General features: G+C 40.5%; 22 protein-coding genes. 11 read left to right on the forward strand and 11 right to left on the reverse strand.

The features are described from left to right. Positions 1–97 precede the first annotated feature (97 nt). On the reverse strand, positions 98–1,600 hold the full coding sequence (locus PaeCFBP13512_RS21580; protein WP_069329538.1) for an HD-GYP domain-containing protein: 1,503 nt from the start codon (positions 1,598–1,600) through the stop codon (positions 98–100). A gap of 176 nt (positions 1,601–1,776) precedes the next feature. On the opposite strand from PaeCFBP13512_RS21580, the gene PaeCFBP13512_RS21585 reads away from it, so the two are divergent. Beyond that, a complete protein-coding gene (locus PaeCFBP13512_RS21585; RefSeq protein ID WP_137225886.1) occupies positions 1,777–3,252 on the forward strand; it encodes a potassium/proton antiporter in 1,476 nt (491 codons plus the stop codon). Between the two features lie 119 nt (positions 3,253–3,371). On the opposite strand, the gene PaeCFBP13512_RS21590 is transcribed toward PaeCFBP13512_RS21585, so the two are convergent. Both PaeCFBP13512_RS21590 and PaeCFBP13512_RS21595 read right to left on the reverse strand, forming a co-directional pair. After that, complete coding sequence (locus PaeCFBP13512_RS21590) at positions 3,372–4,265, reverse strand: anti-sigma factor domain-containing protein (RefSeq protein ID WP_069329539.1); 894 nt, start codon at positions 4,263–4,265, stop codon at positions 3,372–3,374. Then, entirely contained in the window at positions 4,262–4,810 is a 549-nt protein-coding gene (locus PaeCFBP13512_RS21595; protein ID WP_241669457.1) for an RNA polymerase sigma factor, read from the reverse strand. The genes PaeCFBP13512_RS21590 and PaeCFBP13512_RS21595 overlap by 4 nt, the downstream gene beginning before the upstream one ends. 377 nt (positions 4,811–5,187) lie before the next feature. On the opposite strand from PaeCFBP13512_RS21595, the gene PaeCFBP13512_RS21600 reads away from it, so the two are divergent. From PaeCFBP13512_RS21600 to PaeCFBP13512_RS21610, 3 genes are all read left to right on the forward strand, one after another. Continuing rightward, positions 5,188–6,876 (forward strand): copper amine oxidase N-terminal domain-containing protein, encoded by a 1,689-nt coding sequence (locus PaeCFBP13512_RS21600; RefSeq protein WP_161594334.1) that lies wholly within the window; start codon positions 5,188–5,190, stop codon positions 6,874–6,876. A 260-nt stretch (positions 6,877–7,136) separates the two neighbouring features. Beyond that, the gene (locus PaeCFBP13512_RS21605; RefSeq protein ID WP_069329542.1) at positions 7,137–7,619 is read left to right on the forward strand and encodes a copper amine oxidase N-terminal domain-containing protein; all 483 of its coding nucleotides are present in this window, start codon (positions 7,137–7,139) and stop codon (positions 7,617–7,619) included. A 659-nt stretch (positions 7,620–8,278) separates the two neighbouring features. Then, the gene (locus PaeCFBP13512_RS21610) at positions 8,279–8,992 is read left to right on the forward strand and encodes a YoaK family protein (protein WP_137225890.1); all 714 of its coding nucleotides are present in this window, start codon (positions 8,279–8,281) and stop codon (positions 8,990–8,992) included. Between the two features lie 336 nt (positions 8,993–9,328). On the opposite strand, the gene PaeCFBP13512_RS21615 is transcribed toward PaeCFBP13512_RS21610, so the two are convergent. Beyond that, entirely contained in the window at positions 9,329–9,634 is a 306-nt protein-coding gene (locus tag PaeCFBP13512_RS21615; RefSeq protein ID WP_137225892.1) for an MTH1187 family thiamine-binding protein, read from the reverse strand. A 367-nt stretch (positions 9,635–10,001) separates the two neighbouring features. Here PaeCFBP13512_RS21615 and PaeCFBP13512_RS21620 point away from each other — a divergent pair, with 367 nt between their 5' ends. From PaeCFBP13512_RS21620 to PaeCFBP13512_RS21645, 6 genes are all read left to right on the forward strand, one after another. Beyond that, positions 10,002–12,002: an anaerobic ribonucleoside triphosphate reductase gene (locus PaeCFBP13512_RS21620; protein WP_137225894.1), complete on the forward strand. Its 2,001-nt coding sequence runs from the start codon at positions 10,002–10,004 to the stop codon at positions 12,000–12,002. Beyond that, positions 11,999–12,556 (forward strand): anaerobic ribonucleoside-triphosphate reductase activating protein, encoded by a 558-nt coding sequence (gene nrdG / locus PaeCFBP13512_RS21625; protein ID WP_137225896.1) that lies wholly within the window; start codon positions 11,999–12,001, stop codon positions 12,554–12,556. Before PaeCFBP13512_RS21620 ends, nrdG begins: the two co-directional genes overlap by 4 nt. Before the next feature lie 300 nt (positions 12,557–12,856). Next, complete coding sequence (locus PaeCFBP13512_RS21630) at positions 12,857–13,687, forward strand: TerC family protein (RefSeq protein ID WP_069329547.1); 831 nt, start codon at positions 12,857–12,859, stop codon at positions 13,685–13,687. 7 nt (positions 13,688–13,694) lie between these two features. Beyond that, positions 13,695–14,324 carry a DedA family protein gene (locus tag PaeCFBP13512_RS21635; RefSeq protein WP_069329548.1) on the forward strand — a complete coding sequence of 210 codons (630 nt, stop codon included), beginning with the start codon at positions 13,695–13,697 and terminating at the stop codon, positions 14,322–14,324. A 455-nt stretch (positions 14,325–14,779) separates the two neighbouring features. Then, entirely contained in the window at positions 14,780–16,366 is a 1,587-nt protein-coding gene (locus tag PaeCFBP13512_RS21640; RefSeq protein ID WP_069329549.1) for a methyl-accepting chemotaxis protein, read from the forward strand. Positions 16,367–16,415: 49 nt separating this feature from the next. After that, complete coding sequence (locus PaeCFBP13512_RS21645; protein ID WP_161594335.1) at positions 16,416–16,865, forward strand: chemotaxis protein CheW; 450 nt, start codon at positions 16,416–16,418, stop codon at positions 16,863–16,865. Here the strand turns inward: PaeCFBP13512_RS21645 and PaeCFBP13512_RS21650 are convergent. From PaeCFBP13512_RS21650 to PaeCFBP13512_RS21660, 3 genes are all read right to left on the reverse strand, one after another. After that, on the reverse strand, positions 16,849–18,477 hold the full coding sequence (locus PaeCFBP13512_RS21650; protein ID WP_137225900.1) for an NAD(P)H-hydrate dehydratase: 1,629 nt from the start codon (positions 18,475–18,477) through the stop codon (positions 16,849–16,851). The two genes, PaeCFBP13512_RS21645 and PaeCFBP13512_RS21650, sit on opposite strands and share 17 nt — an antisense overlap. Before the next feature lie 138 nt (positions 18,478–18,615). Next, positions 18,616–19,248 carry an NAD(P)-dependent oxidoreductase gene (locus PaeCFBP13512_RS21655; RefSeq protein WP_137225902.1) on the reverse strand — a complete coding sequence of 211 codons (633 nt, stop codon included), beginning with the start codon at positions 19,246–19,248 and terminating at the stop codon, positions 18,616–18,618. A gap of 73 nt (positions 19,249–19,321) precedes the next feature. After that, positions 19,322–19,768, reverse strand: a complete 447-nt coding sequence (locus PaeCFBP13512_RS21660) for an Rrf2 family transcriptional regulator (RefSeq protein WP_137225904.1) — start codon at positions 19,766–19,768, stop codon at positions 19,322–19,324. A 282-nt stretch (positions 19,769–20,050) separates the two neighbouring features. Here PaeCFBP13512_RS21660 and PaeCFBP13512_RS21665 point away from each other — a divergent pair, with 282 nt between their 5' ends. Then, the gene (locus tag PaeCFBP13512_RS21665; protein WP_137225906.1) at positions 20,051–20,905 is read left to right on the forward strand and encodes a hypothetical protein; all 855 of its coding nucleotides are present in this window, start codon (positions 20,051–20,053) and stop codon (positions 20,903–20,905) included. Positions 20,906–20,998: 93 nt separating this feature from the next. Here the strand turns inward: PaeCFBP13512_RS21665 and PaeCFBP13512_RS21670 are convergent, their stop codons facing one another. The 4 genes from PaeCFBP13512_RS21670 to PaeCFBP13512_RS21685 form a co-directional block, all read right to left on the reverse strand. Continuing rightward, positions 20,999–22,069 (reverse strand): lactonase family protein, encoded by a 1,071-nt coding sequence (locus tag PaeCFBP13512_RS21670; RefSeq protein ID WP_137225908.1) that lies wholly within the window; start codon positions 22,067–22,069, stop codon positions 20,999–21,001. A gap of 78 nt (positions 22,070–22,147) precedes the next feature. After that, a complete protein-coding gene (locus PaeCFBP13512_RS21675) occupies positions 22,148–23,221 on the reverse strand; it encodes an AbrB family transcriptional regulator (protein ID WP_137225910.1) in 1,074 nt (357 codons plus the stop codon). Then, the gene (locus PaeCFBP13512_RS21680; RefSeq protein WP_137225912.1) at positions 23,218–23,946 is read right to left on the reverse strand and encodes an MBL fold metallo-hydrolase; all 729 of its coding nucleotides are present in this window, start codon (positions 23,944–23,946) and stop codon (positions 23,218–23,220) included. The genes PaeCFBP13512_RS21675 and PaeCFBP13512_RS21680 overlap by 4 nt, the downstream gene beginning before the upstream one ends. A gap of 87 nt (positions 23,947–24,033) precedes the next feature. Next, positions 24,034–25,113 carry a GGDEF domain-containing protein gene (locus PaeCFBP13512_RS21685; protein WP_137225914.1) on the reverse strand — a complete coding sequence of 360 codons (1,080 nt, stop codon included), beginning with the start codon at positions 25,111–25,113 and terminating at the stop codon, positions 24,034–24,036. Between the last annotated feature and the right edge of the window lie 106 nt (positions 25,114–25,219).

The following is a 25,219-nucleotide window of genomic DNA, read 5'->3' on the forward strand; positions in this document are numbered from 1 at the left end:
ATCAAACCTGATTTTTGCATAGCAAAATATCTTACATCCAGCGCTTGGCACTATAAGCGCGACTTCTTCTACTTGAATTAAAAAAAGAGCTAATCTTTTAAGAGATTAGCTCTTTTTTCTTGCGATAATTATCAATAAAAATGGAAGCAAATTGAGGGTCCCACTGTGTTCCCCGTCCTTCTTCCAAAATCATAATCGCTTTTTCAGAAGGCATTCCTTTCCGGTAAGGACGATTTGAAGTCATCGCATCATACGCATCAGCTACAGCGATAATTCGACCGAACAATGGAATATCATTTCCTTGTAGTCCGTCAGGATACCCTTTACCATCATAACGTTCATGATGAGAACGTACACCCGGAAGATAAGGTTGCATCGCATCTTTAGGCTCAACCTGTTTTAGAATACTTTCACCCAGTGCAGGATGCTTTTTGATCTGATCGAATTCTTCATCCGTCAGCTTGCCATCTTTTAATAATACAGAATCGGTAATACCGATCTTTCCAATATCATGAAGCAATGCTGTTTTACGTAAGCGATCCAATTCATAAGCGCCAAGCCCAGCATTTTCACCAATAATGACGGCATATTCAGCGACTCGTAACGAATGCCCAGCTGTATAGGGATCACGCGCATCCAGCGCCGCCGCCAGTGTAGCAAAGTAACTATCTTGTAATTGAGCATTACGTTGATCCCGTAATTGCAATCCTTTGATCATATGATTAAAGCCTGAGATCAACAATGAGAAGTCATCTGAATAATAATCTTCCGCTTCTCCGTTGAAATCACCATTTTTGACATGTGCCATTTCACTGTATAGATTGCTGATCGGATGTTCTACATCTCGTGCTAATAATTGCGCGCCCACTATACTAAAAGCAATACTAACCACAATCACAGCTCCTGCCCAGCTCCAATATTCACTGGTCTGCACACCGGTTATTTCTTGCAAACGAATCTGTGCAGCTAAGCTAAATAACACCAATGGAAACACGCCGATCAAAAAAATACTGAGTTGAAATTTACGACGAACCGATACATGCACTTGTCCTAACAACCAAATTTCTTTGTCATAGAGACGATGCAGACGTTCTTTCATGACGATTAACATCGGACGAATAGCTGTTGCTGTGAGAAAAAATTCAATAAAAGCATGCATACTTGCCACCATTAATGCACCTGCGCCACCAATCCACAAATAATAGGTGGGTAACGTAATCCAACCTTTTCCCATACAGATCAGCATCAATATCAATGCAGGTACCGTTAATCCTAAGAAATGCGGCAACATGATACGATATACCGATAATTTAGGGAATTTATGTAGCTGGACATAAGCACGCTCTAGCATTTCTTCAGAAGGTAGATCAATCGCACATACTTCACGAATCGGACGAATATGATGCCAGAATACAAGACTTTCAATACTTAACATGATTAGAAACGAAAACATCATAATGCCGACCATTCTTATATTTTGCAAGAGTGGTGCATCAACCGTTGTTAAAACAAATAATCCACCAACGACAGCGACTGCAATCACCGATCCGATTATATAATTCAATAAAATTTGCTTGAGGAATGCTCGATATGACTTCAAAGTAGTCTCCTCTTTTCTTAAATACAGTACTTGTTAGCATGATCATTTTTTCTTATCTTTATTTATTTCGGTTCTTACACTTTAAAAGTTGATGTTTTTAGAAAGATGATTTCGTTTATATATAAAAGCTTAATATATAACTATAGATATACTTTATGATAAAAAGGGGCTTGCCTATGCATACAACAGAAATGACCAGTAATTTGATCTTACTTCTTGGAAGCCTTCTACTGATCGGTGTGCTTTCGACCAAATTTTCTTCTCGCTTCGGGATGCCAGCGTTAGTCTTTTTTATACTGGCGGGAATGGGACTCGGGCGTTTCATTTATTATGATAATGCTTTTATCACGCAATGGTTTGGTGTATTAGCACTCGTTATTATTTTGTTTGAAGGTGGGATGCAGACACGGATGGAGATGGTAAAGCCTGTTATTCGTCCTGCCTTATCGTTAGCAACGATCGGTGTGTTATTAACTACATTTATTATCGGTTATTTTGCTCATTTAATTCTGGGTGTTAGTCTGATAGAAGGATTATTATTCGGGGCGATTGTAGGTTCAACCGATGCGGCCGCTGTATTCTCTGTACTGGGTAGCAAAAATGTCAGCAAAAAACTCACGTCTACTCTTGAAGCCGAATCCGGTAGTAACGATCCTATGGCGGTCTTTTTAACGATTATGTTTATCGAATTGATTCAAGATCCTTCGATCAGTATTTGGAGCAAAATTCTTTCTTTTTTCTGGGAAATGGGTTTTGGACTCGTACTCGGTATTATTTGCGGTAAGCTCGCTGTGATGCTGATTAACAAAATCAATTTCGAGACAGCCAGTCTTTATCCAGTACTTGCTATTTCAGCTGCTCTATTTACCTATGGTGTGAGTTCACTAACTCATGCCAGCGGTTTTCTTGGCGTATACGTGATGGCACTCGTGATGGGTAATTCAGATCTCACCTATCGACGTTCGATTTTACAATTCAATCAAGGTTTCGGCTGGATTATGCAGATACTGATGTTTGTTTTACTTGGATTACTTGTTTTCCCTTCTCAATTACCTGCTGTCGCCTGGCAAGGAATCATCTTATCTGTGCTACTCATTCTCGTAGCCAGACCCGTTGGTGTATTTTTGAGTCTTTTGGTCAGCAAGTTCTCGTTTCGGGAAAAAACGTTATTGTCTTGGGCAGGACTTCGTGGAGCAGTACCGATTGTACTCGCCACCTATCCACTATTAGCAGGCGTTCCTAACGGACATTTATTTTTTAATGTTGTTTTCTTTATCGTGTTATCTTCTGCACTGATTCAAGGAACGACCATTTCACCCCTTGCTGAAAAGTTAGGCTTAACCGAGAATGTACCGGATCAACAACCTTCGATTATTGAACTTGTAGCGACCGGTCGTACCACATCAGAGATCAGTCATCTGACTCTCGATAAGCGTAGCTGTATGATCAATCGAGAAATTCAAGATATTCATTTACCGGAAAGTGTATTGATTACTGCACTGATTCGCAATGAAGAAATACTGACACCGCGCGGTAATACAGTATTGATGGCTGGCGATAAAGTCTATCTATTAGGACCCAAAGCCAAGCGTGAACATATTCGTAAATTATTTACAGGCGAGATAGATCCTACTTCTCCGCCGCTAATCTAACAGGTGAGCGTATGTCTTAGTCTTAATCTATATACGCAAAACAAGCGCTCTTCCGATAAAGGGAGGGCGCTTGCTATGGGTGTACATCTATTCTTAAATATTGTAAAGAACGGACTTGCTTAACCTTGAATTTCAGCGGCAAGCACAATAGGTCCTCGTGGTTGATCGCCCTGTTTGTCCGGTTCAAGTGTAATCGCAATGGTGTCATAATCTTCGGGTTGGAATGTATAATACATCGCTCCTGTTCCGTCTTGAGTAAGGAACGTTCCTGCACTTTGTTTCACATCACCTTTGATCAGCCAGACTTGAAAAGCTTCTTTACCTTTTAACTTCGGCAAATTATCGGCTTGAACGAGTAAATGTGTTCCTTTATCATCAATTACGATCGTAGCCAAACCTTGAGCTACAATATCAGCTGTAGCTGGATTCAGCTTAACGGCTTTATCTACTTTAAGACCTTGTGTAGGCATAGAAACAGTTGCTAATTTGCCTTGTAAACTGTTCACTTGTGTACTCGAAATCGCTAATTGCTGTTGTAGACTATCAATTTCCCCTCGCAAATTAGAAGCGTACACACCTATAATCACAGCGGCGGCAGCAACCAATGTTGTAGCAACACGCCAGAATCTATTTTTACCTTTATGTTGAACCCAAGCTTTGTCTTCTTGAGTGCTGTATACTACTGATGGCTTCACAGTCTGATCATCCGATGATTTTTCCACTACGATAGGAGTGGTTCCCCGATCATCTGATATCGTTTGTTCTGTATGGCTAGGTGTAAGTATATGACTCAACACACGATTTTTCATACCTTTTGGTGGCGCAACGTCTTCAACGGCGAATGGCAAAGTATCCATCACCTCCCGAAGTTCTTCAACCGCCAGACGGCATTGTTCGTCTTCTTGCAGATACGCTTCAAAGCGTTGCTGTTCTTCTTGATTCAGACCACCCAGTACATACATTTCAATCATATCGTGCATATCACTTTTCTTATATTGATTATCATTATTCATAAATAGTTTTCCCCCCTCACCGCTCCAGCAAGCTTCTTATGAAGCTGCCTTATGGCAAGTCTTACTCTGCTCTTGACTGTCCCTAACGGAATACTGTATCGCTCGGAGACTTCATGCTGAGTCAATCCTTGAAAATATATAGATTCAATAACTTGCTTCTGATCTTCTCTAAGTTCATTCATCGCTTCTTTAATACGCTGCCGCTCCCAGTTCAGCGTAACTTGTTCTTCCGTGTTCGCCTTCAGATCAGGGATACCGCGAAGCGTTTCATCTTTGGTAGGGTCAACAGGCGCCCGTGATGATTTACGACGCAGCATATCTACAGCAATATTGCGCGTAATCGTGAACATCCATGTAGACAGCTTCCCCTGACTTTGGTCATATCGTTCTGCATGATTCCACACACGCAGAAATAATTCCTGTACAACTTCTTCTGCTGCCATCGTATCTTGTACGATCCGATAGGCGAACGAATACACTGCCCGTTCATAACGGTCATATACGCATTCAAGTGCTTCGGCGTCTTTTTGAGAAATCCGTCGCATAAGTTCTCTGTCTTCTGCTATATCGTTCATCCAAGGGCTCCTTTCCCGTTCCCTTATATTATAACCTTCGCAAGAAATTTTGCTACGGATGACTTTTCAAAAAATATTATTTTGTCATTCTCGAATTTACAATTTAAGTTTATTTTGGAAATCTTGATTCAATTCTAAGTCAATGGCTTATTAAGTAGAGTAGACAGTTTAATTGCTATACTTCTGAGAATTGCGTCACAAAGGGGTTACAAATCAGTTAAATCTTTTTCATGTTTACGCAGAAATATGATCCACTGCTCCAAAGTAAGCGTATCCTTTTACGTAATACCTGTTCTTAATTGAACAGTATGCAATTGATCCTACATTATTTTAAGGAGAGTGGAAACATGTACAAATCTGTTCTATCTAAGGTCATCATGCTGCTTATGGCAGTAGTCTTGATCTTACCAACAACCGTTGGAGCTGCCGCTGCAACATCTAAGGGCGCTGGTGCTGATCTTCGTTCAACATTGGGACAAATTCTTGGTGAACATGCTTTACTCGCAGTGATTGCAATGCAAAAAGGTATTGATGGCAAAGCTGATTTTGATCAAGCTGCCGCTGCTTTGAATGCAAATACAGATGATTTGAGTGCTGCTGTCGCTTCTGTTTATGGTAATGAAGCTGGCGCTGCTTTCAAAACAATCTGGGCTTCTCATATTGGTTATTTCGTGGATTATGTGAAAGCAACAGCTGCTAATGACACTGCTGCCAAACAAAAAGCGAAAGACGAATTAGAAGAATATAAAGTAACACAAGCCAAGTTCTTTGCAGATGCAAATCCTAATTTGCCACAATCTGCATTGGAAGCAGGATTGGAAGAACATATTAATATGCTATTAACTGCATTTGATGCATATGTAGCAAAAGATTATACAAAAGCATACACAACTGCGGATGAAGCTTACAAACATATGTATATGTTTGGTGATATCTTAAGCGCTGCAATTGTAAAACAATATCCTGACAAATTTACAACAGACATGTCTACAATGGGAGCTTCTGATTTGCGCTCTGCTCTAGGTATCATTTTGGGCGAGCATGCAACATTAGCTGTCTGGGCAATGCAAAAAGGAATTGACGGTGCGCCTGATTTCGAACAAGCCGCTGGTCTTTTGAACAAAAACACAGATGAGTTAAGTGCTGCTGTCGCTTCTGTTTACGGTAACGAAGCTGGCGCTGCTTTCAAAACAATCTGGGCTTCTCATATCGGATACTTTGTCGATTATGTAAAAGCAACTGCTGCTGGTGATACAACAGCAAAACAAAAAGCGATTGATGAATTAGCTGAGTACAAAGTAACTCAAGCAAAATTCTTCGCTGATGCTAACCCTAACTTACCTCAAGCTGCTCTTGAAGCTGGACTTACAGAACATATCGCAATGTTGCTTAAAGCATTCGATTCCTATGTAGCTAAAGATTACACAACAGCTTATTCTGAAGCACGTATGTCTTACCACCACATGTTTGGATTTGCAGACATTTTAAGCGAAGCAATCGTAATGCAATACCCTGCTAAATTCGGTGGTACTGCTACTCCAACTCCGACAACACCAGCTACACCTTCTATGCCAAGCATGCCTAATATGCCTGCTACACCACCAACAACACCTTCTACAGGTGGAGCGAATGGTACAAGTGCAGATACTAGTCCTGAATTGAAAACAAAAGTAATGCAATTTACACCAGGTAGCAAAATGTACATGGTTAATGGTGTATCTATGATGATGAGTACTCCAGCTACTGTATACAAAGGAAAAACATATGTACCGTTGCGTTACCTTGCAGCGAATGCAAATATGAAAGTGTTCTATACGAAAGAAACATCTACAACTTGGTTGGATACTGGTATCCAACGTTATGAGTTCTGGGTCAATTCTAAAGTATACAAAGTCGACAACATGCGTAAAGGTATGAACGATATGGTCATTTCCCGTAACGGACAGACTCTTATCCCTGTACGTTGGTTTGTAGACAACTTTGAATGGAACATGAGCGTGAATAACAACACCGTTACAATCAGCAAAACGTATTAATATTGAGATCATTATAAATATGATCTGTCTTTAATCGTTTGACGCCAAACAACACCTTGTGCAGATCTATGCGCAAGGTGTTGTTTGGTGTTCATTGTTAGTTGATGTATAGACCATTTTATCTTTAATTTTTGTATTCGCTTTAATATATTACTCATTTGTCATTTTTTTTAATTACGAACTGATTAGTTATTGTCAAATTGGTTTATAAGTTAGTAAGAGAGCAAAAAATATATCTATTAGACGAAGGAGCACTACACATGAAATTAAACAAATTGCTTGCACCTGTACTTGGATTGTCCCTATTGTTACCAGCTGCTGGAGCATTTGCAGCAACACCAACAACAGCAGATATGAGTCCTGAACTAAAAACGAAAGTGATTCAATTTACAATGGGAAGTAAAATGTACATGGTTAATGGCGCTTCAATGTCTATGCCAATGGCTCCTGTTGTATATAAAGGAACTACATATGTACCATTGCGTCAACTTGCAATGAATGCAAACATGAAAGTATCTTACAACAAAGAAACATCTACAACTTGGTTGGATACTGGTATCCAACGTTATGAGTTCTGGGTAAACTCTAAAGTATACAAAGTCGACAACATGCGTAAAGGCTTGAACGATATGGTTATTTCCCGTAACGGACAAACTCTTGTACCTGTACGTTGGTTTGTAGATAACTTTGAGTGGGATATGAACGTTAGCAACAACATGATTACAATCAACAAAACATATTAATCTGCTGATATTCAGTAGAACACATATAAGCAAAGACATCCTCAATGAGGGTGTCTTTTTTCTTTTCAAAATATACAGTCTATGGCTCAAAAGTTAATTCTTGCTTTTTATCTGAAATAAGCGTATAATAATTACTGTTATTGTTTAACCCTCGGTTTTATCCTTCGCATTCTTTTTTCGGTATGCTGCCGGAATCATCTCAAATTTCCTTTATGATTAAAACCCAAGAAATTTGAAGTTTGCCGATTCACACTGGCGCGGTCATCGGAGCCGCAAGGACAAGAGAGAGGTAGGGCTTTTGTTGTTTTGGACTCAACTGTAACTTAGATGTTATACAGAGCGAACCAAAACCGTCCCCGTCCATTTCCAAATTCGGGGTTACGGGTTAAAAATAGCTGCAGTCAGCAGCCATATTATCATCAGACTGGGCAGATTACAGTAATCGTGCTCCTACGAAGTGTATTTTGTATACGCGGCAACTTTGAATATAATGATTTATCACATATTTCTGATATTTTTTACACATATGGCTTTTAGGTTGCAATCAATAACGGCATAACTTTTGGATATTATGCCCACACATCCCCGGAAACATCTAGACCTGCTTACAGGTTATGTTTTCGGGGATTTCTATGTCTTAACCGATTGGAGGATTGGATATGTCCAAGCAACATTTGCGTTATGTATTGTTATTACTATTATGTTTTACAGCTGGACTGGTTGATGTGATTGGTTATCTACGATTAGAGCATGTATTCACAGCGAATATGACAGGAAATATTGTTGTACTGGGTATGTCGCTCGGTCGATTACAAGATCTGGCGATTGCACGTGTATTAACCGCATTAGTTGGATTCATACTGGGTAATATTATTGCTGCTATTCTAATCGGAAGTGATAAATCCCCTTCTCTCTGGCATCCTCGTGTGACAACTGCATTGATTGTGGAATGGGTTCTACTTTGTGCATTTGCTGTTATAGCATATCTTCCTTTAACCGAAACACTTGTGTTTGTCTGTCTGGGTTGCCTCAGTATGGCTATGGGGATTCAGACAACAGCGGCTAGACGATTAGGGATTGCCGGTATCTCGACAACGGTACTCACCAACAATCTAGTCAATGCTGTAGAAGATATGGTTGCTCATCTACGCCAGCTCTTTTTTAATCGTACCCAAACAACCAGTCGCTTATTATCGACTGAATCTCGATTACGCATCTTAGGTATTATGCTGTATGCTTGTGGTGCAATGATCGCTACTGTATTAGAACGCCACTTTCCTCTACTGCTCGGCTGGATTCCAGTAGGTCTGGTAGCGATGGTTATCGTTATAGCATGCTGGAAATATCCTCAATCCCGTTCGATGCAAAAGTAAAAAATAATCTTTTTCTCTAACAAAACAAAAAAAGAGACCCCAACGGTCGCAGCCGCTGGGGTCAAGGTATAGTAATTCAAAAGGGGTTATTACAGTCATTATAATAGGTACATCTTAATATTACCTTAGGCGAACCTGAAAGAAACATTAATTTTTCAATTTTAGGTATCTTGCTTTATAATGTCTTACAAAAAAAGGAACTCCACGGTCGCAGTCCATGGAGTTCAGTAATGCTTATATATTCAAAAGGGGTATGTCATTACTATAACCGCTGTATCTTAAAACTTTATGAAATGCACCTAAAAATCGCATTAAAATTCATTTTTTTTGATTTATTTAAGAATGTAGCTTTTGATTGACTGAATCTAACTTATATTGTGCTGAAGTCGGATGATCTCGTCGATCATCTATTTTGATCGATGTAGATACACGTCCTGCTCCTTCTTGAAAAGGAGATTCATGCAAAGCAAGGATCGCTTTCATCACATCCCTTATTTCTCCCTCAATGATGGTACTCATCGGTGTTAATTGTGTCTGTACACCCGTCTGCTCACTTAATACCCGTTGCATCTGTGCTACATAACTACTAATACTGGTGCTTCCTGTTCCTAACGGAATAACCGTTACTTCAGCTATAGCCATTTTATTCTCCTCCTTGAGTAGATAATATTAATCTTATTATATAGTTTACCCATTCTACGGTTGGTATGCCTATGTTGAATCTTCTGTGCACCTTATTGTAGCTAGGTTCTTCTATTGATTGAAGTTGTAAAGAGATAAATATCACTTACATAATCAACATATTGATATAAATTAATAAAGTGATAACTATATATAGATCATCTGTAGATTTGTAATGAAAAATATTTATTTGTGATGATGTGTACGTATAGCTATTTTAGCTGAATGGTAACCCTAACACCCGACACCTTCTATCTTTATGATGTCGGGTGTTATTTATCTGTTAGGTAATGATCCTTGTTCTATCTAATGAAAGGAAGTGTGATTAATGTCTATTTTGACTTCACATCGCAAATCAGCTTACATAGCACCTCAACCCTCTCCTGAATTGCAATCGATTCTGGATATGGGTGAACATATTATTGATGGTGAACATGAATCAGCACGTGAAAATGCCAATCTGAATGGAGCAAGCTTTTCCGGTAAAATGAGCCGTCTAGGTAGTGAATATGCTAAATGGTACACCAAGCGTCAGTTGTTACCTCAACCGATTGCTCAAGCAGTTGCACAAAATCGCATCTATATTCATGATCTAGATCATTATGCGGTCGGTACAACCAATTGTATCTTTATTCCTTTTGATAAATTATTACGAGATGGATTCAGTAGTGGTAATGGCAGTCTACGTACTCCAAACTCGATTATGACAGCTATGGCGCAAGTAGCGATTATTTTTCAATGTCAGCAAAATGCGCAGTATGGCGGTGTAGCCGCTAATAAATTGGATTACGATCTAGCTCCTTATGTCACCAAGTCTTTCCGTAAACATCTGCGTAAAGGATTCCGTTATTTTGATGAAAGTAACGAGTGGAGTGAACAGCTTCTCCAGACGGCTATTATGGATGATATTGTTTTAGCTGAACAGTATCCGCGTGCTTATCAATATGCCCTAGAAGAAACGAAAGTCGAAACGCTACAAGCCGCAGAAAGTCTAATCCATAACCTGAATACGATGTCTAGCCGTGGAGGTGGGCAGATTCCTTTTACCAGTATTAATTATGGAACATGTACCTCTACCGAAGGACGATTGATCGTACAATGTCTGCTAGCTGCTACTGTGCGAGGACTTGGTCATGGCGAGACACCGATTTTCCCGATTCAAATTTTCAAATGTAAACAAGGCGTGAACCAGCAAGCTGGCGATGTTAATTATGATCTATTTCTTCAAGCGATAGATTGTTCGGCTCGTCGTCTATACCCCAACTTCGCCAATCTGGATGCACCGATCAACCGTGAGCTTGAAATTCCAGGCGAACCGGATACTGAATTTGCTACTATGGGTTGCCGTACACGGGTGATGGCTGATCGATTCGGACGTAATCATCTGTCTGGTAAAGGGAATCTTTCTTTCAATACGATTAATCTGGTAAAGCTGGGACTGGATTATGGTATGGCTATTGCTGGACAACGCTCGGTCGCTGACGAGCAAGGATTCTACCATGAGTTGGATGAATGTATAGAGCTTGCTGCACAAGGATTATTGCATCGTTATCATCTTCAAGCGTCTCAACCTGCCAAAGCATCTGATTTTATGATGCGTGAAGGGGTATGGGAAGGCGGCGACCTTCTTGCTCCCGATGATGCTGTAGAAGATTGTCTGAAGCATGGTTCGTTATCGATCGGATTTATTGGATTGGCTGAATGTATGAAATCTCTATATGGAGCACATCACGGGGAAAATGATACCGTTTATCAACAAGCATTGACACTGATTGCTTATATGAGAACTGCTTGTGATGAACTTAGTGAGCGCTATAATCTTAACTTTTCACTCATGGCAACACCAGCTGAAGGATTATCAGGTAAATTTGTGACTGTTGATCGTGAACACTATGGTGCGATTGCAGGAGTGACCGATCGTGAGTATTACACCAATTCATTTCATATTCCTGTCTATTATTCGATTACCGCTGCTCGCAAAATTCAGTTAGAAGCGCCTTTCCACAGTTATTGTAATGCAGGAGCGATTTCGTATATTGAGCTGGATGGTAATGCCCGTCATAATGTAAAAGCGATGCAACAGATTATTCAATATGCGCTGGCTCAACATATTAGTTACTTTAGTATTAATCATCCGATTGATCGCTGTACCGGTTGCGGACACGAAGGCATTATAGGAAGTCACTGCCCTGCTTGTGGTGCCTCTGAACTGGATGTTCCTATCGCTCGCTTGCGCCGTGTAACAGGGTATCTTACAGGTGATTATCAGACTCGATTCAATCCTGCCAAGCAAGCAGAAGTGCGGGATCGGTTGAAACATTCACGATGAATATCTGTGGTTATATTCCCGAGTCAGTCAATGAAGGCGATGGATTACGAGCCGTCATTTTTATCAGCGGTTGTAAGCATGGTTGCGCAGGTTGTTTTAGTCGACATACATGGTCTTTTCAAGCAGGAGAACCTTTTACCCAGAAGCTTCAACAACAACTTATTGATGAGATGAAGCAGAATCCTTTATTGGATGGAATAACGATAGCTGGAGGAGATCCTTTTTTCTCCGCTATCGAAGTTTCTTCATTTGTGCAGGAAGTTCGGCATCAGCTCCCTCATTTCTCAATCTGGATCTATAGCGGATATACATGGGAAGAATTGAATACTTCTTCTATAGAAGGTGTTCAGACATTATTAAACCAATGCGATATACTGATTGATGGCCCATTTGTAGAGTCACAAAGTGATGTTTCTTTGCGTTATCGGGGAAGTCGTAATCAACGAATTATTGATATTCAGCAAAGTGCTATCCAGCAAAAACCTATTTTATGTCAATCCAGTGACATTGGCTATAAAAGTGCCGATATCACCGCTATGACTACATTAACATAATTGACTTATCTTCTTAAATTGCTTATGATTTGTTTAGTAAGATAATGGTTAAGTAAGAATTGTAAGAGATTTACTAACCACATAACTCTATATTCCTGTTAAAGGGGAGTAGCTGTACAGGCAAAGTCGTCATTACGGGATTTATCCCCGGTTTTGCTTGGCAATGATAAACATTGTTAGCGAGACCTTTACCATGTTTTGGTGAAGACTCGTTATTTTTCTGGGAGACCTTTACCAATCATGGTAAAGGTCTTTTTTATATACTAACGACAAAAAAACGAGATTTAGGGAGGCAATTCAATGGATGTAGCATTGTTATTGGAGTATGGATGGGTATTACTCGTACTGATCGTACTGGAAGGTCTGCTCGCAGCAGATAACGCTTTGGTACTCGCAATTATGGTTAAACATTTACCTGAAGAAGAACGCAAAAGGGCACTGTTTTATGGACTATTCGGTGCATTTGTTTTCAGATTAGGTTCACTATTCATTATTTCATTCCTTGTCGATGTATGGCAGGTTCAAGCGATTGGTGCACTTTACCTTCTGTATATCGCATTTAATCATATTATTCGTAAAATTATTTCTCATCGCTCCAAAATTGATGAAGCTGCTGAAGAAGCTGGCCCAGATGGTAAGCCTAAAAAGCAATCTGGTTTCTGGATGACTGTATTCAAAGTCGAAGTGGCTGATATTGCATTTGCAGTAGATTCGATCTTAGCAGCTGTTGCTCTAGCTGTAGCATTGCCTGCAAGTGGATTGCCTGCTATCGGTGGTATGGATGGCGGACACTTTATCGTTATCTTCTTGGGTGGATTTATCGGTCTAATCATTATGCGTTTTGCTGCTTCTTATTTCGTGAAATTGTTGCAAAGTCGCCCAGGTCTAGAAGTTGCTGCTTTTGTTATCGTAGGTTGGGTAGGTGTGAAGCTTGCTGTCATCACGCTTGCACATCCAGCGCTAGGTGTATTGCCTGAACATTTCCCTGAAAATACGATCTGGAAATTGTCGTTCTATATTGTACTTGTAGCGATCGCTGTGTGCGGTTGGTTGTTATCTAGCAAAGTAGAAGTTAAAGATGAAGACAATGCTGTACGTGAAGTCGAAAAAGAGATTAAAGAAGATCTATAATTAGCCGATGCATGAATGGTTAATAGGTCTGATCGAGGGATTCAAAAGTCTGGGCTATGTTGGCATTGCATTAGCCCTGACCTTCGAATTCGTCCCGGCAGAGTTGGTTCTTCCACTCGCTGGCTTCTGGGTGTATGAAGGTGATTTCAATATTATTCTGGTGATTTTGGCAGGTACAATCGGCGGAGTGACCGGGCCGTTGACCCTATATGCACTGGGTCGTTATGGAGGAAGACCCCTTGTTCTTCGCTTCGGTAAATACTTTCTTGTTCGGGAAAAAGAAATTGTGAAAGCCGAACAGTTTTTTGCAAAGTATGGAAGTGGCGTTGCTTTCTTCGGAAGATTTCTTCCGGGAGTACGTACAGCAGTATCGATTCCTTGCGGCATGGCAAATATGAATGTCTGGAAATTCAGCATCTATACCTTTGCTGCGATGTTGCCCATCACCAGTCTGTATGTGTATCTCGGTTATAAGTTAGGGCCACGCTGGGAAGAGGTGGGTCCACTCGCTTCTCAATATTTGACCCCTGTAGCGATTGTGATTCTTGTCGTTCTGGTCGCATGGATCGGTTGGAAATGGTTAAGTGCTCGCCGCAAAAGAGCGACTTCTCAATCGACTGACCATGATTCTGAATAAATAGATAACATAAAAAGCGTCTGTTAAACCTAGAAAAGAGTGTCATTTCTACGGTTTACAGACGCTTTTTTTTATTATTGATCATATCAGAAGAAAATTTATTATTTTTTATAGTCAGAAAATGTATACGACTGTAAATAGAGCGCCCCACAAGATTATATTATTTCTAAATGATCAATTTGAACAAAGCCTTATTTTATACGGTTTGACAGCTTACACGATGATAAGTTTGTCTTTATATTTTCAACGGTACATTTTTTACAATTGAATTGTTATCCACTTATTTACATAAATTATTTACATAAATTTGAAAAATAGTATTAATAATTGTAATTTATAAGACGACATAGTAAGTATAAAAACTTATTTTGCATAAATGCGAAAGTAAGTTACTTTTAAAAAATTTGATCGATGTAATTGATAATTGAATTACATATCGATATGGAGTGGACAAGATGAGAATAGGTGCTAATTTTCAAACGTTTACCAAATTAATCGCTGCCTTTATCTGTGTAGCCTTGATTGTAGCTGCAATTGGTTTATATGGTTTGAGTAATCAGAATCGGATGAATGAAAGTGTAAACGGTCTGTACAATAATAATCTGGTATCTATGCAAGCTCTCTCTGCTGCTGAATTGTCTTTGCAAAAAATGCGTGTCGCTTCTCGAGATATTGCGCTAACTGCCGATGATACGGCTAAACAAAAAGTCGTTGGTTCGATCCCTGATCTCATCACTGCTGTTCAAGAAAATATGTCTCAATATAGCAATACACCGTTGTCTGATCAAGAACGTAATGAATTGCAGAACTTTAATAAATTTTGGGCGAATTATAATGATGTATACAGTCAAGCGGTCAACCTAGCCGAAAATGCTACACCTCAAGAATTTCAGACATTTGTTCAAAATTCTGTTGTGCCGGCGGGAACAGATATGTATGATAGTATTGCCAAATTAAACCAAATTAACGAACAAACAGCCAGTGCAGCGAATAACACAGCCAAAGCTGTTTTTGCCAATGCGAAGTTCTGGACGACCTTATGGATTGTGGTAGCCTTCTTATTCTGTATCTTATTAGGAACGTTGATTTCTCGGATGATCAGTGTGCCATTAAAACAAATCAGTCGTCTACTTCAACAAGTAGCTGCTGGGGATCTACGTGAACAATCCAAACTTGTAGGCAAAGATGAAATTGGACAGCTTGCTCTTGCTGCTAATGATATGACCAATCGTCTTAACGGCTTAATTGCCAATATTATCGAATCGGCGCAAAGTGTCGCTGCCACTTCAGAAGAAATCTCAGCCAGCACCGAAGAAATCGCTGGAAGTAGTGAAAATCAATCTCAATCGGCTCAAGCGATTGCTCAATTGTTCAAAGATATGTCTATTGCTATTGATGATGTAGCTCGAAGTGCAGAAGAAGCTGCTGAATTATCCAATACTACAGTTGAAAAAGCTCAACATGGCGGTCATATTGTCGCTCAAGGTACACAAGCGATTCAAGAAGTGAATCAACAAATGTCCAAACTTGAAAATGATTCTACTCGTATCGGTGATATTATCGAAGTGATTGATGAGATTGCAGATCAGACGAATCTGCTTGCTTTGAATGCTGCTATTGAAGCTGCTCGTGCAGGTGAACAAGGACTTGGATTCGCTGTGGTTGCCGATGAAGTCCGTAAGCTTGCAGAACGTAGTAGCGCAGCTACCAAAGAAATCACAGGCATTATTCGCTCGATGCAGACCAATATGAAGCATAGCATTGAAGCGGTTAACAGCAATGCAGAACACTCTCTTTTAACCAGTGATGCTTTTGAAGATATTGTTCATCGGGTGAGTGATTCTTCACTCAAAATTAACGGTATTGCTGCGGCGAGTGAACAACAAAGTGCTCAATCTGTAGATGTCATGCATTCAGTCAATGAAATTGCTGCGGCTACGGAAGAAGTGGCTTCTGCTTGTGAACAAACAGCTTCTTCTTCTCAGACATTAGCTCAATTAGCAGATCAACTCCACTCTTCTGTAACTACGTTTAAAATCTAGTTTTGGATCTGGTGTATAGTCAAAATAATAATAAATGGAGGTCCTACTTATGATGATCAGATCGTCCGACCAATATATTGAATGTATGGCTGATAACCAGCGGATTGCTCTGCCTATTCATGCAGTACAGGAAATTATCCGTTTTGAGTTATTTAACCCTACACCTCAACTCGATCCACAAGTATTAGGTACAATCAGTTGGTATGGTCGTACGTTACCTGTTGTGCGTCTACAACCTAATTCGAACGACAACGATTCAGCTGATTTTGCCAAATCATGTATGACTGCACGCATCTTAATATTACGCCAGCATAATCAAGCGATACTGGGCTTATATGTAGACAGGGTATGTAGAATTGCCACCCACCCGCAACATTTATGGACAGCAACGTCTACGTACCCATGGATTACACGTTATCTTGAACAAGATTATACTCATATCTCGCTACTTGATATTGAATCTTTAAATTACGCTTTCGGTCTTACAGCGACTCGATAAGATCACCTGCTAGTAATGAAGCAGGATTACCTGTACGCTGATTCGCTGCCACTTCACCGGCATGTCCATGCAAATGTACACCGAATGTAGCTGCTTGTATGCCGCTTAGACCTTGAGCAAGTAATCCTGCTATAATGCCTGTCAGCGCATCACCGGAGCCTCCTGTTGCCATTCCCGGGTGTCCGGTGGTATTTACATAGACTCTCCCATCTGCTGAAGCAATCACGGTTCGTGCGCCTTTGAGCACCAGTGTAATTCCATGCTTGATCGCAAAGTCACGAGCGATGCCGATCCGATCTCGTTGTACCTCTGGCGTAGAGATACCTGCAAGTCTAGCCATCTCTCCTGGATGTGGCGTGAGCACAGTATCCGCGGATCGAGATTGCCAGCTGGATAATCCATCTGCTTCAGCGATCATATTCAGACCATCGGCATCTAAGACAAGTGGCTGATCTGTTTTTTCCCATAACGTCTGTAACCATTCTCCATCCTGTTCAAATCGACCTAAACCCGGTCCTATAGCAAGTACATCACATTTCTCAGCTAAAGGAAGAATAGCATCTGTGCTAGAACGCTCCCACTTCCCGTCTACGCCTTCTACAGCAGGAGCAAGCATAAGTTCAGGCACATGACCTGCAATATGTGGTAGCAAAGCTTGTGGAAGCGCCCATGTCACTAATCCACTCCCTATCCGCAATGCTGCACGCGAAGCCAGTAATCCAGCTCCACTCATATTCATACTTCCTCCTACAATCAATACATGCCCATAGGTTCCTTTGTGTCCGTCTACTGCACGTGCACGTTCAGGATCGACTTCCAACACATGTTCTAGCACTTCATTCGTAACCAGATGAGTATCTACATCTAACGTTTGAGCAGTAAATCGTGGAATCCCAATCTGGCGTACAACTACATCGCCAGCGACTCCTGCTCCCGGATATTGAACTAATCCTCGCTTGAGAAAAGCCAGACTGACGGTTACCGATGCTTGAATACATGTCTCTGCCACTTCCCCTGTATCTGCATGAAGCCCACTTGGAATATCTGCCGCAATAATAGGCTTACCGCTACGATTTGCCGCTGTAATCATCGCATCATAAGGTGCACGCGGTTCCCCTTTACTTCCGGTTCCTAGTAGAGCATCTACAATACCTGTATAGGAATGCCATTTAGATTCTTCTTCCCAGTCCTTATTCCAGATCGCAACATCAATACCTGATTGCCGGGTTGCATCACGCTGAATAGCTGCATCACCGATCATTTCTGCCGGGTCTTGAGCATACAACAGAGTGACTTTAATGCCTGCATCTTGCAGATAACGAGCAGCCACTAATCCATCGCCACCATTGTTTCCTTTACCGACAAGAATAAGCCAGTGTTGCCTCTGATCATGTACAGTAAGGTTCTTATCGCTTCGAATCTGTCCAACACGTGACAAGCTTGAACCGAAAGGAATATCGGCTTGCTCTGGCTTAGCGCTGTTACTCCACTGAATCACTTCTTCAGCGATCGCTTTACCAGCGCTCTCCATCAGGGATAGTGCAGGAATACCTAGCTGTTGAATCGTATGTTGGTCTAAGTCACGCATTTGTTGTGCAGTCACAATATACATTATCGATTCGCTCCTCTATATCTATCATTTATGTTTAGGATGTATTTATACGATTGCCTTATTATGTATTAACCGTATTTGCTAGATAACAAAAACACCGCCCCTAAGGACGGTGTGTTGATTACATCTAGATTCAGCTTAATAAGCCACAGTAAAGCGAGTACGTGTAAATAATGGATCTTCAACTTCATCAAATAAAGCAGCTGCATAATCTTCTATAGAGATGCGACTTGCTCCATCATCATCGGTAACAAGGCGATTCGTACCGATGCGGAAATTCCCTGTGCGTTTACCCGGCTCGATCCAACTAGCTGGACTGACATAAGTCCAATCCAGATCGCTCTGGCTATAGATTTCATAAGCATCGACATGGGCTTGAGCAAGCGGTCGAATCTCTGCCGGGAAATCAGGTGTATCCATCAAGCGTACACCCGGTTCTACTTCTAGGCTTCCTGCTCCACCGACTACTAATAGACGATGTACACCTGCTCTTTTCATACCTTCTACCACAGCACTAGCGGCTTCGATCAGTTCGCCTTCATTTCCAAATTGCGGGCCAAAAGCATTGATAACTACATCATGCCCTGCGACTACAGCTTCGACACTAATGGGATCCAGTACATTGACACTGATTCCTTGTAGACGTTCTGTATTCTTATCAATTTTAGAAGAATCCCGAGTCGCTGCGGTGATCTCATATTTACGTCGTAGTCCTTCTTGTACAAGGCGTTGTCCGATGGTTCCGGTTGCACCAATAATAGCAATTTTCATTTAAGATTCCATCCTTTCCGTCATGAGCGGTCTTTCTTTTTACATACCCTGCTCAGCCGATGATGATTCAGTATTAGTTCTGGATCGCTTGACGAACCTGTTCCATTTCCTGCAAATCAGTTGTCACCTGCTGGAGTGTAATCTTTTCTAACTCATCTTCCATCGCTTTTTGTGCACGATAAAATACTCTTTCCAGTTCCGCTTGAATATTACGTCCAATATCACAATTCGGATTCGGATGTTCATGAATAGCGAACAGTTCATCTTTGGCATCATTTTGCGCTGCACGATAAATATCCAATAACGTAATCTCAGCGGCAGGACGTGTCATTTGAGCACCTGCTACACCGGGCTGTGTACGTACAATCCCTGCTTTGGCTAACTGGCTGATCATACGGCGAATCACAACTGGATTCGTATTAACACTTGCCGCAATCCATTCCGAAGTGATATGTCCATCACTTGCATCCAATAATGACAATGTGTGAATAGCCACTGCAAAACGGCTATTATATGCCATAAGTGTGCACCCCTTCTTTATCTATTTGCTAACCTTAAAATAAGCTATACGCTACTCATCTATATCAGAATGATTGTTTTGACAAATAAGATAGATTATCTTGAAGCTTCAAAAAGCATTGTATTCAAGCACTTATATACTATAGTATACATCAAAGAGTTATACTTCTAAAAGAAAGTTACTACGTTGTAGCCAGAATTATTCCAGTCGTTCTTATTCTGTAATAACCATTTTGGTTAAGGATAATGATGTAATGATCAAAATACAATGTGTAACACATGAATGATAGATAAAGGAGTGAATCTGTTGGATTGGTCTATTTTACTGCGTTCTCATGCTATAGGCTTATATCTGATCGGAATGGTAGGGCTATTCGCTTTTGCAGTCGTGTACGGATTTACAGCCAAGCAACGTAAATATAGAGATGATGAACGTATGCGCCGTATTCAAAATAGTCTGGATCGCTTAACGCAAGCGGCAGGACAAGTCTATCCTGTACTGATTAGCAAAAGTCTTTCTTCTACTCATGCAAATCCAGCTTCTTTACCGGTTCCAGCCGAAAGTGTACTGGCTTGCAAAGCAGCTACGTATGCTTCTGATGAATTGTTAGAGCGAATTGATCAGTATATGGAAGATCGTGATCGCAAAAGTCTGGCTTTACTGTATCGCACACTGGACAGCGATATTCGGAGGTTGACCCGTGAGCGCAAAATGATATTAGCTCGCGGAGAACATCCACGTTGGGGATTACTATTATGGCTTACGATCCGCCCGGCAATTCCTTTTCTCGTCTTAGTCATAGAATCATTATTATTGTGGAATCTATGGAATGATCTTATGGCGGCTCGATATCTACAAGCTCCTGCGGTTTTATTCGCTATTTTGCGCTTTATTTCATGTACAGGCGCTCTCGTGTTATTGTATGCGATTATCACAGCCGATTTTCGTCAAAATGCACGTAGGTTGGTATTTATCTGGTTATCGTTATTGATCAGCGGATTATGTCTTTTACATATGTTAAGTCTGCAAGCCGCACCTTATCTGTTGATAGCTCAAGTTCTTATTTTTGCTAGTGGATTCCGATTTACACGTGAACCGAAGCGCAAAGAACGTCCTTATGTAGGAGAATATGAATAAGGTTTAGCTAATGAGATCAAATAAGAAAAAAACACTTCAGTTCAGCAGCCTTGATCTGCTTGAGTACTGAAGTGTTTTTTATTGATTGTCTATTTATTCGCCCGGTTCAGGTTGTTCAGCCATCACACAGACTGGACGATTCAGTGTTAACTCGTTACCTGTTAGTAATAACTTTCCTGTATCTGCTTCTATCGCAAATTGTACAATATTGTTGCTGTCCTGATTGCTCACCAGAATATATCCACCAGGTACAACAGCTACATTACGTGGAGTTTCTCCTTTGACAGTCACCCATTCGATCGGCGACAATTCGCCTGTAAGTTCATCAATATTGTAATGGACGAGACTGTTATGTCCACGATTAGAAGCATAGACAAAACGTCCACATGGAGAGATACGAATATCTCCGCCTGTATTTTCACCTGTAAAATCTTCTGGCAATGTAGAGACATGACCGATAATCTCTAGTTGACCATCTTCAGGATTACGACCATACGCTGTTACTGTACTATTGAGTTCATTGATTCCATAAGCCAATTGACCATTAGGATGGAAAATCAAATGACGAGGGCCCGATTGTGCAGGAAGCTCAGTAGCACCTTCTTCTGTCAATGTACCGTTATCTTCTAAACGATATGTAAATACCTTATCCAAACCTAGATCAGATACATACACATGATGGTTATCTAATGAAGAGACTGCTGAATGTGGATGCGGAGCATCTTGACGATCTGGGTCGGTTCCACTTCCGGTATGCTTCACTTCACCCGTCATTTCAGCTAGAGCACCTTGATCACCTACAGCAAAAACATTGATATTAGCGCCTGTATAATTAGAAGCCAATAGATGCTTACCATCTGGTGTTAATTGTACATAACAAGGAGCGCCTCCACCTGTAGACTTACGATCTAACAAATGAAGTTCACGTGTTTCGGGATTGATTTGATACGTTAAAATTTCACCTTCGCCTTTTTCACTAGCGGCATATAATACGGTGCTGTCTGTGGATAATGCGAGATATGAAGGATTTTCGATACCTTTGATCCCACCGACCAGACGTAATTCACCTGTATCTGTGTTCATTACTGCTGTCTGAATACCTACTTCTTCTTCACTTGAATACGTACCGATATAGAACCAGACTTCATTTTCAAAAACAGACATGATTATATCCCCTTTCAGTCATCAACTACATAAAGACTTCCTCTATCTTATAACGACTCCGAGAGGGGATTGAATCATTCATCTGGCAATTCGCCGAAAAATCAATTTCAATAATGGCGGAACTGCTAGAAAAATAAACAGCGTTCTAAATAACTGATAACAGCTTACCGTTGCGATATCTGCATTCACTTCATGAGCAATAATACTCATCTGATCCATACCACCCGGTGACATACTTAACATAGCTGTTGCTGGAGAGACATGATGCCATTTCAGCAATATAAAAGCAAGCATACAAGCAAATAACAACAAAACTGCACCACTACCTAATGCCAAAGCGATCATTTGCAACTTATTAGTCAATCGTTCTGGTTGGAGCATCAATCCAATCGCACTACCAATCAGCAATTGCGCCGCATCAAGAATCGCAGAAGGCAAAGCAGGTGCGTGTATCCCTGCCAACTGGATCACAGCAGTCGTAATCATCGGAAGCAAAATAAAAGCGGTAGGAAACCGAACTTTTTTACCCAGTATAGCCATACCTGTACAAGCGATAGCAAATAAAAAGATATTCGGAAACAATCCGCTCCAATTGGCTGTCGAATGGGCTAATGCTTCGGTTACACTGTCCATATCCACACCGAAAATAGGACTAAATATCAAAAGCGGTACACCAATAATAATCATCATTAAGCGTGAGACTTGAAGAAAAGTAACAACAGTTATATCAATACCTTTGACTTCTTCTGCCAAAATAACCATCTGTGTTAATCCACCTGGAATACTCCCTAACAATACTGTTGGAAATGAAATTCCTGAGATTTTGGTAATGATATACGCTGTAAACACTGCAAATAAAATCAGCAAAGCGGTTAAGCCGATCATCGAAGGCAATTGTCCACCGATCTGTTGCAAAGTTGCGATAGTCAATGATAATCCAATCGAATAACCGACAATAATCATCCCTGCATTACGTGATGCATTCGGCCATAGTGGCGGTAGTGAAGGAAATAATTTGGAACTGATAAAAATAACGATCATCGGTCCGAGCAACCACGGAATCGGTAGATGAATGACTTTAAATAATAATCCACCGATCAATGCAAGTGTCAGCGTATATAACCATCTGATCCATGGCTTTGGCTCAATCACGAAGGATTCACGATCTCGTTAAGTCGTTGCTGAATATCCCCTTTAAATAATCCGCCATGATAACAAATAACCGTTTCGATCGGAAGCTGTTGAAAAGCACGAAGTGATTCAGTGGCTTGTTCCATATCTAATGTAAACATAGGATTAGGCCCTTGCAATTCACCATTTTCGACGATCATCGCATCTGCGGCAAATAACGTTTTACTCGCAATATCATAAAAGCTCGTATGTCCTGGCGTATGCCCCGGTGTATGTATCACTTGTAGACCTTCACCAAAAGGAAGAATTTCATTTCCTTGTAGAACATGAGTCACATTATCCGGCGTATTGGCTGAAAATACTCTGCGGAATGATTGTTGTAAATGTTCGGATAGCGGTTCAAGTACTGTATCGATCCGTTCAGGTTTGGCTTTGGCAAAAGGATGTGTTCCATTGATCGCCCCTGCATCTTTAGCTTGTGCATATACATTTAACTGATCTTGAGTAGCTTCCAAAAACTGAGGTAAACTTCCCACATGATCGAGATCATCATGAGACAAAATAATCGTTTTGAGCGGATACGCAGGATCAATCTGTTGCATAATAGTGTCGTAACAACCTGGAACACCCGTATCAATCAACACCGCTTGATCTTCTGTATAAATAACCACTGGATGGATCACCATTTCATGTTCTCCCATCGGTATTTTAATTTCTAACATTTCGATATGATCTGCAATTTTCATTATTCCCCAGAGTCTAGATAACGACTCCGGTTCACCTCCTTGTGTAATAAAATACTCTATTTCTTATATCCACATTATACAACATTGTTAAACAGCACAGACCCGGTTACGTCCTTGACGCTTCGCTTCATATAAAGCTTCATCCACTTTGGCTAGCATAACATTCGGCTTGGTATCTGGAAAAGTCGCTACACCTATAGAGACAGTAATCGATAATGTACGTTGATCAGGTAAAAGAAATGTAGTCTGCTCAATCACATTCCGCAATTTTTCAGCTACATGACTGGCATTGTCTTGAGTACAGTAATTTAAAATAACAATAAACTCTTCTCCACCTTTGCGAGCGCAGGTATCCCCTGAGCGTACAAATTCTTGTAGTAATTCTCCCATCTGAGATAACACAGCGTCTCCGCTACTGTGTCCATACGTATCATTGATTGATTTGAAATAATCGATATCTATCATTAATAAAGAAAAACTTTTTTGATTGGCTTTGGCATAATTCATCGTTTCTTCGAATAAAGCTTCAAAAGCACGTGGATTGTGCAGCCCTGTTAAATGATCTCGATTCGCTAACTCTTTCAATAATAGAAACAAATGATTCGATCGTGTAAGGTACACAAGAATGATGTAAGTGAATAATCCGCCTACCAAAAACACGCTTAAAACGATCAGAAATTGCCATAACATTGGATCTTCTAACGTAAAATAAAATAAGACCGGCGGCAAAATCATCGAACAACAGATCGTAATCAACCAGCGACTTAGCAGTAACCGACGATCTCCAATCAATAATAGTGAAGAACATATCCATGCGCCCAGTACTATCGCTATGCTGACCATTAATACATCTATATCACCGTATTCAAAAAGGAACAGTCGCCCGAAAATAATAATTGTTCCTGCAATCAAACCAGATAGTCTACCTACTGTATAGACGGCTCCAATCACTGCTAATGCTCTGAGGTCAATTACAACATGACTTTCAGGAAGATGGAATCCCCACAGAATAAGAACCAATCCAAAAAGACCATACACAATACCAGCTAGACTTATAAAAAACCATTTTCGTTTTATTAATTCATCACGAACTTTATTTAGTAACAAATTACCTAAAAACAAAAAGGTTGAGGTTAACGTTAAATTATTAATCAATTCAAGTACCATAGGGTATATCCTCACATCCTCTAACGAATCTGCTATCCTTTCTCTATATTCGACATATTACTCCAAATAGTTCATAGTTTAAAGCTAATTATGACAAAATAATCCA

Source organism: Paenibacillus sp. CFBP13512 (genome assembly GCF_005233705.1).
GTDB lineage: Bacteria > Bacillota > Bacilli > Paenibacillales > Paenibacillaceae > Saccharibacillus > Saccharibacillus nuruki.